General features: G+C 45.2%; 13 protein-coding genes. 7 read left to right on the top strand and 6 right to left on the bottom strand.

Translation table 11 applies throughout. The annotated features are described in order from the left end of the window. Nucleotide 1: 1 nt before the first annotated feature. The 5 genes from LDX50_RS08055 to LDX50_RS08035 all read right to left on the bottom strand — a co-directional run bounded on the left by LDX50_RS08055 (nucleotide 2) and on the right by LDX50_RS08035 (nucleotide 6,847). On the bottom strand, nucleotides 2-586 hold the full coding sequence (locus LDX50_RS08055; protein ID WP_225697929.1) for a 1-acyl-sn-glycerol-3-phosphate acyltransferase: 585 nt from the start codon (nucleotides 584-586) through the stop codon (nucleotides 2-4). Nucleotides 587-641: 55 nt separating this feature from the next. Continuing rightward, nucleotides 642-2,573 carry a BamA/TamA family outer membrane protein gene (locus LDX50_RS08050; protein ID WP_225697928.1) on the bottom strand — a complete coding sequence of 644 codons (1,932 nt, stop codon included), beginning with the start codon at nucleotides 2,571-2,573 and terminating at the stop codon, nucleotides 642-644. 27 nt (nucleotides 2,574-2,600) lie between these two features. After that, nucleotides 2,601-4,796 (bottom strand): DUF6851 domain-containing protein, encoded by a 2,196-nt coding sequence (locus tag LDX50_RS08045; protein ID WP_225697927.1) that lies wholly within the window; start codon nucleotides 4,794-4,796, stop codon nucleotides 2,601-2,603. An 8-nt stretch (nucleotides 4,797-4,804) separates the two neighbouring features. After that, complete coding sequence (locus LDX50_RS08040; protein WP_225697926.1) at nucleotides 4,805-5,590, bottom strand: hypothetical protein; 786 nt, start codon at nucleotides 5,588-5,590, stop codon at nucleotides 4,805-4,807. A gap of 150 nt (nucleotides 5,591-5,740) precedes the next feature. Next, the gene (locus tag LDX50_RS08035; RefSeq protein ID WP_225697925.1) at nucleotides 5,741-6,847 is read right to left on the bottom strand and encodes a transporter family protein; all 1,107 of its coding nucleotides are present in this window, start codon (nucleotides 6,845-6,847) and stop codon (nucleotides 5,741-5,743) included. A 134-nt stretch (nucleotides 6,848-6,981) separates the two neighbouring features. Here LDX50_RS08035 and LDX50_RS08030 point away from each other — a divergent pair, with 134 nt between their 5' ends. From LDX50_RS08030 to LDX50_RS08010, 5 genes are all read left to right on the top strand, one after another. Next, complete coding sequence (locus LDX50_RS08030) at nucleotides 6,982-8,244, top strand: sensor histidine kinase (RefSeq protein ID WP_225697924.1); 1,263 nt, start codon at nucleotides 6,982-6,984, stop codon at nucleotides 8,242-8,244. Then, the gene (locus LDX50_RS08025; RefSeq protein ID WP_225697923.1) at nucleotides 8,241-8,924 is read left to right on the top strand and encodes a response regulator transcription factor; all 684 of its coding nucleotides are present in this window, start codon (nucleotides 8,241-8,243) and stop codon (nucleotides 8,922-8,924) included. The genes LDX50_RS08030 and LDX50_RS08025 overlap by 4 nt, the downstream gene beginning before the upstream one ends. A 306-nt stretch (nucleotides 8,925-9,230) precedes the next feature. Further along, the gene (gene galK, locus LDX50_RS08020) at nucleotides 9,231-10,379 is read left to right on the top strand and encodes a galactokinase (RefSeq protein ID WP_225697922.1); all 1,149 of its coding nucleotides are present in this window, start codon (nucleotides 9,231-9,233) and stop codon (nucleotides 10,377-10,379) included. A 3-nt stretch (nucleotides 10,380-10,382) separates the two neighbouring features. Next, nucleotides 10,383-11,426, top strand: a complete 1,044-nt coding sequence (locus LDX50_RS08015; RefSeq protein ID WP_225697921.1) for a UDP-glucose--hexose-1-phosphate uridylyltransferase — start codon at nucleotides 10,383-10,385, stop codon at nucleotides 11,424-11,426. 82 nt (nucleotides 11,427-11,508) lie between these two features. Further along, the gene (locus LDX50_RS08010; protein WP_225697920.1) at nucleotides 11,509-13,320 is read left to right on the top strand and encodes a sodium:solute symporter family protein; all 1,812 of its coding nucleotides are present in this window, start codon (nucleotides 11,509-11,511) and stop codon (nucleotides 13,318-13,320) included. A gap of 26 nt (nucleotides 13,321-13,346) precedes the next feature. Here the strand turns inward: LDX50_RS08010 and LDX50_RS08005 are convergent, their stop codons facing one another. Then, on the bottom strand, nucleotides 13,347-14,030 hold the full coding sequence (locus LDX50_RS08005) for an NUDIX hydrolase (RefSeq protein WP_225697919.1): 684 nt from the start codon (nucleotides 14,028-14,030) through the stop codon (nucleotides 13,347-13,349). 89 nt (nucleotides 14,031-14,119) lie between these two features. On the opposite strand from LDX50_RS08005, the gene LDX50_RS08000 reads away from it, so the two are divergent. Together LDX50_RS08000 and xylA are read left to right on the top strand one after the other, a co-directional pair. Then, entirely contained in the window at nucleotides 14,120-15,616 is a 1,497-nt protein-coding gene (locus tag LDX50_RS08000; protein WP_225697918.1) for a xylulokinase, read from the top strand. Continuing rightward, nucleotides 15,613-16,941: a xylose isomerase gene (gene xylA / locus LDX50_RS07995; protein WP_225697917.1), complete on the top strand. Its 1,329-nt coding sequence runs from the start codon at nucleotides 15,613-15,615 to the stop codon at nucleotides 16,939-16,941. Before LDX50_RS08000 ends, xylA begins: the two co-directional genes overlap by 4 nt. Nucleotides 16,942-17,027 lie beyond the last annotated feature (86 nt).

Here is a 17,027-nt window from a genome sequence, read left to right as displayed (position 1 = left end):
GTTACCTGTAGCGATGGTCGAGCGTGAATTTTTCCGGATGGCGGGGTGATTTATCGGCATAAAAATCCATTATGATCCTCATGTCTTCTTCAATATTGCCTGTTGGCATAAAGCAGAGGCCGATGCCGGCTATTTTATCCCTGTAGTCAAGATAGGACAGGCAGAGAGGTACACCTGCTTTCAATGCTGTATGATAAAATCCTGTTTTCCATTTGGTCACTCTTGAACGTGTTCCTTCTGCGGTGACAAGGACGGCGAGTGGCAGGTTTTCTTCATGGTTAAAAAAATCAGCCATAACCTCTGTCATGCTGGGGCGTTCTTCTCCCGCTTTTCGTGGTGAGCGATCGATCCAGAGGGCACCCATAGAGGAGATCATCGGACCCAACGGAAACCGGTTGAATTCTTTTTTAATTGTGAATCTAACCTTGATTCCAAGCATATCAAGTGCGGCTATTGCATAAATAAAATCCCAGTTGGAGGTATGTGGGGCTGCTAGCATAATGCAATTATGTGCGTCCTTAGGGATGCCCGGGGCCAGCTTCCATCCTTTAATTTTAAACAGGAATCGAAAGAATGCTTTTACCATTGGTTAAGAGGTATTCCGAAAGAAGAATCTATTTATCAGGATTTCAAAATGAATATCATAAAAATTTATAGGCTCGGTATGGTAGCACATCTGGCTTTACAGTTGTATTATAATTGAACCGCAGTCGCTGAGAGACTGACAGGTTGAAGTAAATGGTATTACCATCGGGCGGGGTATTCGTGAAATATTTCACTCCTATTTCGAATGAACTCAGAAAAAGGCCCGGATTGGTAATCCTGAAACCAGTGCCCAGGGCCGGATAAAGTTCTTTATAGGAAGTGGAAACCCTGTCTTCACTTACATAGCCAATATCCAAAGTGAAGAACGGAGCAAACCGGAAGCCATACCAGTACCAGGGGGTGAACCATACGGACTCAAAATTTAAAGCAATTGCCTCATTTCCCTGGGTGTAATAGCCTTTAAGACCACGGATGTAATCCCTGAGACGGGCGGAAACCGGAAGGGAAAGATTGATGCCCCTTATATAGTTAAATCTGGCAAACGACCTGAATGTGGACCGTCGTAATTTAAACAATTGGGTCATGTAGGCGAATTCATTGACCCACATGCCGTCAGAAAATTCTTTGGAGTTGAAGAAAGTCCCCAGTTCACTTCTCAAATATATATATCCAAACTTCAGATAATTGCTCCACTGCCATCGCATGCCTGTATACACCTGGTTTTTGAATTCATCAAAATTCCCTCCCAGGGATGCTCCGATATAGTATCCAACCGGCAGATCTTCTGTGATTCCAATGCTTACCACATTGGTAGTTTTGATGAAATTGGTTTTTCGTATGTCAAATGTTCCAATTAATGTATTCCGATTATAAAAAATTGTATTGCTGTCACTTTCCACCGTGGGTCGATCACTAAAATCTACGTAAACATTCCGCAATGCAATATTGACTGTCTTACGGTCATCACTAAAAGTCTGAAATGCCCGTCCCAAAAATATATCGGCATAATTCAGACTTAAATAATTTTCATAAGTCGAATCTTCGATCGCAAAATTAAAATCCCTCGACAGCGTCGCCAGCTCCAGGGAGCCCGCATATTTTATGACAGGGCTGATGTTGTTCTTTTCTGCTTTTACTGAGTAATATTCACGGATGTAGCTGTTTTCTGCCGTTAATGTCAAATTTGTAAATGTATTCTTGTATGGAGCAGAAACGTATTGAACAACGTAGCCATTTTGTGGCTCGTCATTTTTGTTGCGAATGAATCCTGCCGAGAGTTCATTTCCCGTTCCCAGTATGTTTCGTTGCGAAAGTCCTATTTCAAATTTTGATAAACTCGAAATATCCAGATCCAGTCCCCATGGAAACCGGTCCTGGGTAACGATAATAACATCAACACTACCTTCATTATCGATAGAGGGGAGTACATATATCCGGGCGTCATTGATGTATTCAAATAATCGGAGAATTCGTTCTGAATCGGCCATTCGGAAGGGGTCCAGCAGGTCTCCTTCCGTGAAAAGGACATTGTTTCGCACCAGGCGGGTTCGGGTATCTATATGGGATTCATCGAGCTTGTCAATAAATGAATTCGAGGATTCCCTTAAGGTATCGGTTACACTACCTGTTATGAGCTGCACAGGATAATGACGAATCGAATTAATTCTCATTCCGCGGAAGTCCCTGAAATAGGCCTCCGCGCGCACAGGTTTCGTCTTATCAAGTACATTGTAGGTGGTATCCCTGATGACCAGGTCGTATAATTCACGGGACAGGGCACTTTTCTCCTTGTTATTTCTCAGTTTTTCGTAAAAATTCTGACTTTTAAAGTAGGGGTTAGGCTTGATCCTGTATTTGAAACCTTCTGGAACTATGAAAACCGTATCCCTGTCCGGAATATACACTGAGTCCGGAAGGACCAGGATCTTATTCATGGGTAGTCTGATCGTATCTGCCTGTCCGTAGGAAAAGACAGGAATAAGAGCAAGTGCCCACATCAGTAGGAACAGAATCAGCCTGCACTTCATTTATTCTTATTTCGGATACCGTCCGTATTATTTTACTATCAGTCTGAAAGATGATATTTCACCCCGACTATTACTGACTTGTAAGATATACAATCCCGATGATAAAAATCCCTCAATCGTTAAGGAAGAAACGGGGCTGGGGAACGTTAATTCCCGATGGATTTTGCCTTGTAAATCCATTACTTTTATTTCGGATATGTCGCCGGAGGGGTCAGGCTGAATTCTAACCGGGCTTCCTTCCTTTACCGGATTTGGGAATATTTCAGCGGTTGCGGAAAAAGGTTCGTCCAATGATGTAATGACGGCATTATTGAAAATCTTTTCTGCGGTTTGAAATGCAAGCAAACCTATTTTAATTCCCATTTTCCGCCCTGGAATATCATCCGCAGGTGGATGAATTCCTCCCCATATTCTGGAAAGACTGGTTTGATCGGATGCATCCCTGTAGGTTGCCCATTGAAGAATGACATCTTCACTGGGTCCTTCTTCGAAAACAAGGAATTCATTTTTTCTGGCAATAAATTCACCCATCCCACGAGGGAAATACGGATCCCCTGTAATCATGGTGAGCACTTCGGCTGCAGCCCTTGAATATGTTGAATGGCCTGAAACATAACCCGCAAAAGGCGGGGTAACAAATGTAGGCCGTTGGTAAGGCCACCAGTTTTCAGCCAGAATCCAGTCCACATCTGCGTAATCAACCTCAGGATTTGGAATATAATCTGGCCCCTTCCACGCCATCAACTTGATTTTACCGATATTATTTCCTTGCGGACCAGCCAGCGGATCACCTTCCCGAACAAGTTCGATGTAACCTTCGAGCAATGGAATTCCTGCGGGATGGTAACTGAGGTCACCGGGATCAGTTGATTGGCCTTTATCTGCCATATACCGGATAGCGGAAACCGGACGGATGTAATCATACCAGCCTTTTACACCCCACGCGGCAATGGCACAATCATGCATGGCGCCACCAAGGGTGAAATAGGTTTTTATATCCCATTCCAGGTCATCAAGCAAAGGTCCTTCGCCCTTGAAACGCTTCACCAGTTCTGGCTGATCATTGACATAATTAAGAATCGTGAACCAGTGACCAGGGGGTGTTTCAGAATCCGGTCCATCGGCCCAGAATTCAGCAAGAACACGTGTATAATCTCCACGCTTAACCATCTGAGGCTCATAAGGAGCACCGGTATAAGGATTCACTGCATATCCGGTGCCCGGGTCGCCTCCATTAATCAGGTCGTAATATGCCTGCATTTCTTCCGCGGACGACGGGAGTTGCGTGACATTACCCAGGGACCGCGGAGATATATCCCACATTACCCCATCATTGGGCGTTAAATGAGCCGACCAGATGGCTACAAGCGAAAACCCCCATTGGTATTGTTCGCTGGTTCCTTCACCATCTTCCTGAATGAAAGGCGGAGGCCCGGGATCCATATAGGTCCAATAGGTGTCGCCATCACGCTCATTGAACTTCCTGTCCGAAGTTCCCATGGCAAAGGGTGTTACATTACCCCATTCCGGGCTGAGGAAACTAATTTGTCCTACAGGGATCGGATTTCCGGATTGGTCGATAAAATTATCCAGGAAAAGTGGCTGCCAACGGTTGGGATCAATAATTTGCGGATTTCCGCTGCGTGTTGGGACAAGTGGTGGATTAACAGGTGAGTAGTATTGATTTATGTAGTCAAGCTGTTCATTTGAACCATCCGTCAAGCCGAATGCTATATATTGCGAAGCTATATAATTACCCACCTGTGCCGGGTCGCCCGACCTGTAGTCGGTGCCCGTGACATTCGGATCATAACCCAAATCCATCATGAGTGAGAATGCTTCATTACGGATTTTGATAGACCCGGGTGAGAATTCGAATCTGTGCAGAATTAACCTGTAAACAGCATAACTGATAGCCATTTCCCGATCGTTTTCAATATCTGTGGATACGGGGATTCCCGAATAAACAGAAGTGAAATTACCACGTGTATTCCCAAGAAGCCAGGGCGCCGGCTCGTCGGAATAAACCGTCCAGGCATCATACATAGCGGCAGACACATGGAATAAATTTCTGGCGTGTACGGTTGGGCGTGCGAAGTCATTCCGGATTGCATCCAGCAGAACCTCATTCCATTGACGTGCTATGGAATGTTGTACCTGTGCATTATTCTCAAAGGCGAAGGATACTAAAAATAATATTGTTAGAATTAATGATCTGATCATTGAATTAATTAGTTATCAGGTGCCCCATCCTTAATCCAGCACTCTATTTGGAAAATCTCATCGGGAGTTAAGGGAACATCCGGCGGCATCGATTTATCCAGGATGCTGGCGAGAACTGCCTGTGAATTATCCTGTATGCCCTGCAGCGTTGAGAGATTCGGATTAACCGAACCGTCATGGCAACCGGAAGATGCACAGGATGCACTGGTAATATCATTTATGTCATTGGCGAAGGATATGCCACTCAAAAGATCTACATAAATACCGATGAAGCAATCATTTGCATCGCCTACCCAGATACTGTATGAGCCACTGGCGAGATCATAAAATTCGGGGGAATCCTGGTAGTTGCTGTTTTCTCCAAGTTGGTATTTGTACGGTTCCTTGCCGTTTCTTGCAGTGACGATAATACTTCCATTGGTCTCATTACACCCCGAAGCCGTTGTGAATGCAACAGCACGGATGCCTTCATTGCTTCCAACAAAAGTCTCAACTTCAGCCGTACATCCGTTTTTATCGCGCACGATAATGGTGTAATAATCTGTATTCAGATTTTCAAAGACTCCGGTGGTATTGGATTCTCCAGAATTAATACTGAATGAATATGGTTCAGATCCACCACTTCCAACAACCCGAATTCTTCCGGTTGGTATACCGCAATCGGTGTAATCAACCGCTGTAACCTGGATTTTTAAGCCGGTATCAGCACAGTTCACCTGTACATCGTCACCATCGCCACCACAACGCGTGAATAACAGTAAGGCGACGAATCCAATTGTACAAATACCTTTCATGACCGGGTTACTTTTCTATCACTTACTTCCACGTCTAATTTTCAAAATTACTAAATTCCATGGGCGAATGAAATATGTGCTGGTATTACGATTAGTTTTGGGCAAAAAAAAAGGAACCCTTTCGGGCTCCTCCTTATGAAGAAAGCTATTTTAAATATCTGTTATTCTTTTTCCGGGAATCCGTAAACTGACCCCCACATTGATCAGGTAATCGGCAAAAGCAGCATCACCATTCCTCGGATTTCCCGTTTCATCTTCAATTTCTTTATCGGTAAGGCTTTGCGGACGTTCGCGGCGTACCGCCACTGGTACAGAAAGCATTAAATTCCAGTTTCCGACTGTATAATTAATGCCAGGTTCTACCGACAGGACATTACCGGGTCTTCGGAAACCTTCACTCTTGCCGATTACATCGCTTACAGGAATGCCCTCATATCGAACCCCGGCCTGGAGGCTCATATGTGTTCCTGCCACGAACGATAATCCTGCCTGTACAGAAAACTGATCGGTAACAGACATGATTGCTTCATTTTCAAGCAGCGGACTGAGTGTTTCCCGGAAAGTACGGATACCATTGGTGTTTCTCGGATTGAAAAGGTAAAATCCCGCAGCATAGATGCTAGCCCTGGTATTCAGAACGTAATAGCCCTGACCCTGCAATATTAAACCGAACCCACCGTCACCGGGCTGAATACTTTGATCGACAGGTCGGGTTTCGGGAGAACCGTTCGGACCGACATTATAGAAGATATCCGAAGCATTGTAACTTCCGGTAGGTAATTTAACCCCAAATCCGGCCTGAAGATTAAAACTGCTGTTAATGAACGGATCAATAAGCCAGTAATTTGTATTGATGGTTACATCACCCATACCCCTGGAAAAGGTACTGTAGCGTTCCGATCGGCCATGTTCATATAAAGAAGATCTTGAGTTCAGAACAAGCGGAATGGTTACAGCCACCTGCCAGCGATCTGTGATGCCATAGGAGAGGAAATAATCAAACGAATGTGAATGATTGATCACCTCTGTATTATTCGTTACCCTGTCAGGTTCTTCTTCCGTACCTCTGAAATGCCGGAATGATTTGAAGTATCTGTAATTAAGGCCTGTCTGAAAGTCACCGCGGGTAGACGGATTTGATTGTCCATATGTAGGACTGCAGGTTGAAAAATGTCGTATTGCCACGCACCCCTGAGACCATGATTGGGCAGAGATGAGCACGAGTGAAAGTATAAGAAGGAATAACCTGAGACGCATGGAACGTTATGGATTACGATTATTAGACCAAGTTGAAGAGAATTCTGAAGGCGAAGGGTGAATGATAGGTTAATGTTTCTTAATGAAATGTTAATACCTTGAATAACTCGTGAAATAATTCTTACTTTTCTGTTATGCCGTACAGAATTACACGGGAAAAAAGCTATATCATCATGTTGGTGATCATCCTTTCGTTGGTCGGACTGGGTTTCATCCAGTATTTAATGCTACGCAGCAATCTCACTGTGTCTAAAGAAAAATATGATCAGCGTATAGCGGAAACCCTGGCACTCACGGGTGATGAAATTTACAACAGAACGCCTTTCAGTAATTTATTGTCGGCCATCATACGGCAGGACACGGTTACATTTCCTATTGGGTTGGATTCCCTGAAGTCTGCAGGATCTCAGTTTTACAGAATGTATCTTACTGACAGGCTGACAAGGGCGGGGATCTCCTCAACGTTTGAATTCGCAGTGAAGGATCGAATCAATGGAGATATTTACTTTTCTTCTGAACAATTTGAACAGGGGTTTCAGGAAGAAGGAAATTATAAGATACCTATTGAGGGTATTATCGCCTCAGACTGCCGGTGTGCCCCATATCTGAATATCCGGATCGTTGATTACAACCGGCAATTCTGGAATAACGTTTGGTGGTATGTTATTCCGGCAATAATATTTCTGGTGCTACTCACGGCTGGTTTTGTCTTACTCATTCGTATAGTAAGGGAACAACGATTTTTGAATGAGGTAAAGAACGATTTCATCAATCACCTGACGCACGAAATCAAAACCCCGGTTTTTGCGTCCAGTCTCTCGTTGAAGATACTTGAGCAGAAATCAGGTCCGGATCTGATGCCTTATATCCAAACTGCGCGTACCAAGATAGAATTTGTGAAGATGAATGTCGAAAAAATTCTTGAGTTGGCCTCTCTTGAAAATTCAAACAAGGTGTTGAAGCTGGAAACCATAGAAACAGCAAAGCTCGTCGGGGAATCGGTAAAAAACATTCAGGAGTTAAATCCGGAAAGAGAGTTTATAGTACAAAGTGAATGCGATTGCGAGGTCCTGGCAGATTCATACCATTTGAAGAATGCCGTGATTAATTTGCTTGAGAATGCCATCAAATTTAGTAACGACAGGATTGAAATTGGCTGTGAAGCCGCAGATTCAATGGTCCGGATTTCAATTCGGGATTATGGTGAAGGAATTGATCCTGAATTGCGCGATGATATATTTAAAAAGTTTTTTCGGGCCCGAAATGGAGTTCCGGGATTTGGGATTGGTCTGAGCTACGTAAAACAGGTCGTTTCTATGATGGGAGGGAGCATCAGCATTGAGAGCACGCCAGGCAGAGGAAGTTTATTTACCATTCATATTCCAAAATCCAGATGAATTATCACATTATACTGGTAGAAGATGATAAGGATGTCGGGTATATGTTATCTGAATACCTGAAATTAAAGGATTTTAGTGTGAAATGGGTAAGTCACCCGGATGAGGCGATTGCCTGTATTCGTATGAACCCGGTTCATCTGGCAATTTTGGATGTTACCTTGCCGGTAATGGATGGTTTTGAACTGGCAAAAAGGATACGTGCTGCAAAGCCCGCAATCCCGTTGATTTTTCTGACGGCACGATCGCTGAAGGTGGATGTTTTAAAAGGTTTTAACCAGGGTGCAGATGATTATATTGTAAAGCCGGTCGATGAGGAGGAGCTTGTGGCCAGAATACACGCGGTATTAAAGCGGTATGAAAGGGTTTCAGGAAAAGCGGCAGATCAGATTGAATTCAGGGGTGTATCTCTGAACATAGCACGGCAGGAATTGATGATGGGCAATGAAACCGTAAAGCTCACGGGCCGTGAAGTCCAGCTTCTTGAATTGTTTTTTAAATCCCCCGGAGACCTGGTACTAACCGAAGATATATTACGGTCAATTTGGGGGGAAAATGATTTTTTCAACAGACGCAGTATGGATGTCTTCATTTCCCGTCTTCGAAAAAAACTAAAGCCTGCAAATATCCATATTGAAAACATTCACGGGAAAGGGTTTATCCTGAAGCCTCAGGAGTGATTATTTTCTTGGACATTTCTTGCAGTAGCGCCCCTTTTTCTTGAATTTCTTACAACACTTTTTCATCTCACACTCAGAGGAACACATCAGGTTCTCACGGGAAAAAAAACCTTCAAGGGAAGTATCTTCAGGGAAAAATGTATCGTTCATTTTATTTAGACTAAATCTAAATACAATAATAATTCATATTGCCTGAATCCCGAAATGTTTTTTAAATTATTTCGTTTTATAACCTGCATAGTCTTCCGCTTGCTTTATTTCAGGAAACTTGGCAATATTGGTTTTAATCCAATATAAAAAACTCCCTTGAATATCTCAGATCGAATTGCAGAGGAATACAGGTCCAGGTTTGGCGATTCTTCAATTGTCGTAAGTGCACCAGGACGTATCAATCTGATCGGTGAACACACCGATTACAACAACGGATTTGTATTACCGGCTGCGATACATCAATCCGTTTATATTTGTGCGGGATTTTCTGAAGGAGATGAGTGTACACTCGTTGCGCTCGATCTGGACAAGACATATCAGTTCCGCCTTGGTGAATTCGCTTCTGTGGGCGGATGGCAGGATTATATCCTGGGCGTTCTGCATGAATTTATGCAGAAATTTACCATTGATCGTGGTTTTAGTATGGTGATTTCAGGGGATATTCCGCAGGGGGCTGGATTGTCTTCGTCTGCAGCCCTTGAATGTGCCGGACTGATGGCACTTTCCAATCTTTACCAGGTACAATTAGCACCGCTCACAATGGCCCGGATGGCCCTGAATGCGGAACGTTCCTTCGTTGGGCTTGACTGTGGCATCATGGATCAGTATGCATCCGTTTTCGGGAAAAAGGACCATGTTCTTCTTATCGATTGCATGAATGAAACGCACCGCGAGGTTCCTCTTCAATTACGGGAATACTGCTTGCTTTTGTGTAATTCAAATGTGGCTCATGAGCTGGCTGATTCAGCCTACAATGAACGAAGGAAGCAGTGCAGGAACGGTGTGGACATAGTTCGTAGGGAATTTCCACATGTTACTTCTTTGAGGGAAGTTTCTCTGGAAATGCTTGAACGGACCAAAGGAAATATGGATCCTGTGGTTTACAGGCGGTGCGCGTATGTGATCCGTGAAAATAACCGAGTGCTGCGTGTTGTAGATTACCTGCAGGCCGGAGATCTGCCGGATGTCGGACAGCAAATGTATGAAGCACATGATGATATGAAGGTAAACTATGAAGTCACATGTGATGAAACTGATTTCCTGGTTGAACTGGCTCATTCAAGTGGCAAAGTTTTAGGTGCACGGCAGATGGGAGGTGGTTTTGGCGGATGTACGATCAATATTATTAAGAATGAAGATGTGAATGCCTTTAGCGACCTTGTAATTTCTGAATATGTTAAGAAATTTGGTAAAACGCCCACTTTTATAACCGCAGAGACAACAGATGGCACCCGTGAATTGTAAATTATGAGCCAACTCTTTGAAGAACCCCACCGCAGAAAAAATCCCCTGACTAACGAGTGGGTATTGGTATCACCGCAGCGCATGAAACGCCCGTGGCAAGGACGAACCGAAACAATTGCTGCCCAGGGCCCTGTGGCCTATGACAGCACCTGTTATTTATGTCCCCGAAACACCCGGAACAACGGAGAGATCAATCCCGATTATTCCGGCACCTTTATTTTTGATAATGACTTTCCTGCTCTCCTTAACGGTGGATCGGAGGAGCATTGGTCGGACGGACTTTTAGAAGCCACCGGCAACCCGGGAATATGCCGGGTTATCTGTTTTTCGCCGGACCATAGTAAAACGTTGGCGGATATGTCGGTAAATGAGATCAGGAAGATCGTAACGGCATGGATGACTGAATATAAACAGCTTGCAGCTATTCCTGGCATACGAAATATTCAGATCTTCGAGAATAAAGGTGAAATGCTGGGATGCAGTAATCCACATCCGCACGGTCAAATATGGGCGGAATCTTCGGTGCCCGTTGAAATTGAAAAAAGAATTTTTACCCAGGCGCACTATTATAAGGAGAAGGGGCGCTCCATGCTTTCGGATTATCTTCATACCGAATGGGAGAAGGAAGACCGGATCATAACCAGGAATGAACATTTTACGGCGCTGGTTCCTTTTTGGGCTGTCTGGCCGTACGAGGTAATGATTATTCCCCACAGGCACTTTGCCCGGATCACGGATATGGATGAGGCGGAAGGAGACGCATTTGCCTCAATCCTCCAGGAAACCACTGTGCGCTTTGATAATTTATTCCAGACGTCTTTTCCCTATTCCGCAGGAATGATGAATGCTCCTGTTCGTACTGCAGGCACCGACGGATGGCATTTTCACTTTTCATTTTATCCGCCACTTTTACGTTCCGCAACGGTCAGGAAGTTCATGGTGGGCTATGAAATGTTCGCAAATCCCCAGCGGGATATCACAGCTGAGTATGCCGCACAGGTATTACGGGAGCAATCCACTGTTCATTTTAAAACAAAGTCTGTATAAATAAACAACCACTTGTAAAGCGGCCGGTTTAAATAAGATTAAATATTTATATATTGGGCGAGTTTCATCTTAATATTCACATATGGCATTATCAACGATCGACTGGGTAATTGTAGGAATATTTTTCACAATCGTATTGGGAATCGGATGGGTTGCTTCGCGAAGCGCCGGAAAAAGTACGAGTGAATTCTTTCTGGGAGGCAGGGGCATGCCATGGTGGTTGCTGGGTATTTCGATGGTTGCCTGTACGTTTTCGGCTGATACACCTAACCTTGTGACGGGTATGGTTCGTGAAGATGGTGTAGTTAAGAACTGGGCATGGTGGGCGTTCCTGATCACCGGGATGGTCACGGTATTTATCTATGCCCGTCTCTGGCGGAGATCGAATGTGATGACCGACCTGGAATTCTATGAAATACGCTATGGAGGGAAACTTGCTTCGTTTCTGAGAGGTTTCAGATCCCTTTACCTGGGAATATTATTCAACTGCCTTATTATGGGCTCGGTCACGCTGGCTGCCATTAAGATAGGAGGGGTTATGCTGGGTTTAACGCCTGTAACCGTGGTTGTCGGAGCCTCCATTGTGGTTGTCCTTTATGCGGCCCTGGGAGGAATTAAAGGAGTGATCTGGGCTGATTTCTTTCAGTATGGAATGGCTATGCTGGGTGCGGTGATGGCCGCCGTCGTGGCGATTGAACAGCCGGAGATCGGCAGTCTTGAAGCACTGTTCAATCACCCGAATGTTGCCGGAAAACTCGATATTATGCCTGACTTTTCAGATGCTTCGGTGTATATACCATTATTGATCATTCCAATCGCCGTTCAGTGGTGGGCAGTTTGGTATCCGGGTGCAGAACCAGGCGGAGGTGGCTATATCGCCCAGCGGATGTTGTCGGCTAAGGACGAAAAGAATGCCATCGGAGCCACACTACTATTTAATTTCGCGCATTATGCCTTAAGACCCTGGCCATGGATTATCGTGGCGCTGGCTTCACTGATCATATTTCCTGATCTGGCATCCATTAAGGCTGAATTTCCAAATATCACTGACCAATACCTGGGAAATGACGTAGCCTATCCCGCTATGTTAACAAGACTCGGGCCGGGATGGCTCGGACTGGTGGTGGCTTCTTTAATTGCTGCCTACATGTCAACGATTGGGACTCACCTTAACTGGGGTTCCAGCTATGTGGTGAATGATTTTTATAAAAGATTTGTCAATCCGGAAGCCACTGAAAAGCAAATGGTACGGATGGGAAGGATTTCAACTGTTGTGCTGATGATTATCTCGGCGACATTCTCGCTTACCTTCCTGGAAGATGCGACCCAGGCATTTGATATTCTGCTGCTTTCAGGCGCAGGTACCGGCCTGATCTATATCCTTCGGTGGTTCTGGTGGAGGATAAACGCACTTACAGAAATTGTTGCGATGGTAGTTGCCACACTGATGGCCGTGATCATGGTGCTGGTCGTGGAAGATTCGGCTTTTGAAGGGCAGCTGCTGGATCCGTTTACGATCAAGCTGCTGATCACTGTCGGAGTCGTTACCATCACCTGGCTGCTCACCACGCTCTCTTCTCAACCTGAAAACAAAGAAACCCTTCGGACTTTCTACCGACTTACCCATCCTGGCGGACCGGGCTGGAAGCGTGTAATCGAGGAGGCTAAAGCAGAAGGTATCGAAATCAATCAGGCAGAAGAAGGTAAAGCATGGGAAATGCCCAAGCAGATCCTGTTGGTCTTCCTGGGATGTATCGCCATCTATTCGAGTCTTTTCTGTATTGGAGGCATCATCTACAGTGATTTTTCCAGAGCCGGAATTCTTGGAGTAGTTGCGGCTGTGTCGACGGTCTTCCTCTTTAGAATATTGAGAACGCTGCGACTTTCAAAATAGAGTAGTACAGAAATAGGACCTGCATGCTACAGCATGAAGCTGAACCCGTTCTTGCGGTGGTTTTCATAGATGGTCCTGTCAAAAGAATATAGTTGGGCGGCCCTGTGGGGTACGTCCGACTGTTTTTTTTCTGACTTTACAAGTAGATTCATCCGTTTGATCTTCCGCCTGAAATTGGATTTGTCTAATTGTGTCTGAAGCAGCGCCTCGTAGAGTTTTTGTATATCCAGGAGGGTAAACTCTTCGGGAAGAAGGTTGAAACCGATCGGTTCATGTCGTACTTTCTGCCGGAGATGTTCCTTGGCGGCATTGATGATCTTGCTATGATCATACAGCACACCGGGTAATTGATCTATCGGAAACCAACTCGCTTCCGCAGCGGTAAATCCGGGTATGAGCTCATATTCCTGCGGGTTAACCAATGCGAAATATGCGACGGTGATTACGCGCCTGGCAGGATAGCGGTCTACATCTCCGAAGGCACCCAGCTGTTCGAGGAAAATCTCCCGTATGCCTGTAAGTTCCTTCAATATTCGGTATGCCGCATCATCCAGGCCTTCCGATTCCCAAATCCAGCCTCCCGGAAGCCCCCAGTTACCTTTGCCAATCCCATCGGCATGTTTCACCAGCAACAGCTGTAATTGATCATCCCTGAATCCGAAAATCACACAATCAATGGATACAGTTCCGATAATCGCATGATCAGACATTTTTGAAGATTTCTTTTTAAGATTCACAAATAATACTTAACTTGTAGTCAATATGACCATAAGTTATAGAATTTTCCTAAAGAAAAAAAATGAGTGATCAAAAATACCTTCTTGGCATTGACCTGGGGAGCTCATCAGTAAAGGCATCCCTTGTCGATTTGGCAACAGGGAGTGCAGTCGCCTCCTGTTTCGAGCCTTCTGAAGAGATGCCGATTCATTCACCATCATCGGATTGGGCTGAACAGGACCCTGAGATGTGGTGGCAGAATACGGTTCGGGCTATCAGGAGAGTTACCGCGGGGCATCCGGGCAGTGCAGACCGTATTGAAGGCATTGGTATTTCATATCAGATGCATGGCCTGGTTCTGCTGGATAAAGAGGGCAGGGTTCTTCGTCCGGCCATTATCTGGTGTGACAGCCGGGCAGTAGACGCCGGAGATCAGCTCACAGAACAATTGGAGGAATCCTATTGCTTCGACACTTTGCTCAATGTGCCAGGTAATTTCACTGCATCAAAGCTTAAGTGGGTCATCGAAAATGAACCGGAAATTTTTGATCGTGTACATCGTTTCATGCTTCCGGGAGATTACATTGCGTACCGTCTTACTGGCGAATATTCCACCACATCCACAGGTTTATCGGAGGGCATATTCTGGGACTTTGAATCCTGGCAAATATCAGGACCTGTGCTGGATGTTCTGGGGGTAAAACGCGGGCTTGTGCCGGACCTGGTTCCGGAATTTGGTCTTCAGGGACGCATGGGAGAAAGTGCAGCAAAAGAACTCGGCATGCAGGCCGGTGTTCCCATCGGATATCGTGCAGGTGATCAGCCCAACAACGCGCTTTCATTAAAAGTCTCCGAGGCAGGCCAGGTAGCTGCGACAGCCGGTACTTCCGGGGTTATTTACGCGGTTACAGATATTCCTTCAGGTGACAAGCTTTCAAGGGTAAATACATTTTTACACCCATCCCAGGCAGGCAAAAAATATGGAATCTTATTGTGTGTAAACGGAACCGGGATCGCCTACAACTGGATCAGGCGCATCAGTGCAGATTCTGGCAAACCCTACGACGAACTCAATCAGATGGCGGGAGAAATTAATCCCGGATCCGACGGACTCCAATTCTTTCCATTTGGTAATGGGGCAGAGCGGATGCTATCAAATAGAAAGATGGATGCGGCTCTGCTGGGAATTAATTTTAACCGACATTCAAATGCGCATATTTTCAGGGCAGTTCAGGAGGGTGTTTGTTTCGCAATGTACTACGGTTTTGAGGTCTTGGAGTCACTCGGAAGCAAGCCATCTGTCATTCGAGTTGCAGATGCCAATATGTTCAAGAGCCCGATATTTTGCCAGCTGTTTACCGACCTCACCAATTGTCGTGTGGAGTTGTACGATACTGATGGGGCGCGTGGTGCAGCGTTGGCTGCAGGTGTCGGATTGAAATATTATCCTTCGATGCAGGACATACCTCTAAAACTGAAAAAAACTTATTTACCGAGTGATGCAGGCAGGTCTGAATACCTGAATTTATATCAGGCCTGGAAGAAAATACTTATTGAAAAACTAATAAAAACACTATGAATATTGTAACAGGAGACAAAGAGTACTTCAAAGGTATCGGTAAGATCCAGTTTGAAGGCAAAGATTCAGATAACCCCTTCGCATTTAAGTATTATAATCCATCACAGGTTGTGGCAGGCAAAACGCTCGAGGAGCATTTGCGATTTGCTGTGGCTTACTGGCATACCTTCTGTGGTACGGGAGGGGATCCCTTCGGAGCGCCTACAAAAGACTTTCCCTGGAATGTGGGAAGCGATGCCAATGTGATTGCGCGCCAGAAAATGGATGCTGCTTTCGAATTCATTTCTAAAATTGGCATTCCCTTTTACTGTTTCCATGATTATGACCTGGTGGATGAGGCTTCTACACTGAAGGAGTCAGAAGATCGTCTCGATAAGATCACTGCCTATGCTGCAGAGAAGCAGAAGGAATCCGGTATACGATTGTTGTGGGGAACGGCGAATCTTTTCGGTCATCCGCGATACATGAACGGTGCGGCGAGCAATCCGGATTTTCAGGTTGTTACACACGCCGCCTTCCAGGTACGTAATGCAATAGATGCTACCATCAGGCTGGGTGGCGAGAATTATGTATTCTGGGGTGGACGTGAAGGATATATGAGCCTGCTGAACACAGATATGAAACGGGAAAAGGAGCATATCGCCACTTTCTTTACCAAGGCAAGGGATTACGGACGATCACAGGGATTTAAAGGAACCTTCCTGATTGAGCCAAAACCCATGGAGCCCACCAAGCATCAGTATGATTTTGATGCGGCAACCGTGATCGCATTTTTGCAGGAATTTAATCTGATGGATGACTTCAAACTTAATATTGAAGTGAATCATGCGACCCTGGCCAGCCATACCTTCCAACATGAGTTACAGGTTGCGGCAGATGCAGGGGTACTTGGAAGCATTGATGCAAACCGAGGTGATTATCAGAACGGCTGGGATACCGATCAGTTTCCGGTGAATATATATGAGCTGGTTGAAGCGATGCTGGTTATTTTATCCAGCGGAGGGTTCACCACCGGCGGAATTAATTTTGATGCAAAAACCAGGCGAAATTCCACCGATCTGGAAGATATCTTTCATGCGCATATCGGAGGAATGGATGCATTTGCACGGGCTTTGCTCATTGCAAACCGGATACTGACTGAATCACCCTATCCTTCAATGCTTAAAAATCGGTATGCTTCATTTGATTCCGGTCCGGGAAAGGATTTTGAAAATGGAAACCTCGACCTGAAGCAGCTGGCGAATCTGGCAATGGAAATGGGAGAACCCGCAAAAATCAGCGGTCAGCAGGAGCGCTACGAAAACATTCTGAATCAATATATGTAGGTCAGTTCACCGTACCTCAATTATCAGGTATTTCCATGATGATTGTCACGGCATTTGATACAGGTTTTGGGCAACTTCAACCATAC

Source organism: Fulvivirga sedimenti (genome assembly GCF_020328055.1).
This window is presented reverse-complemented; position numbering and strand designations above follow the sequence as displayed.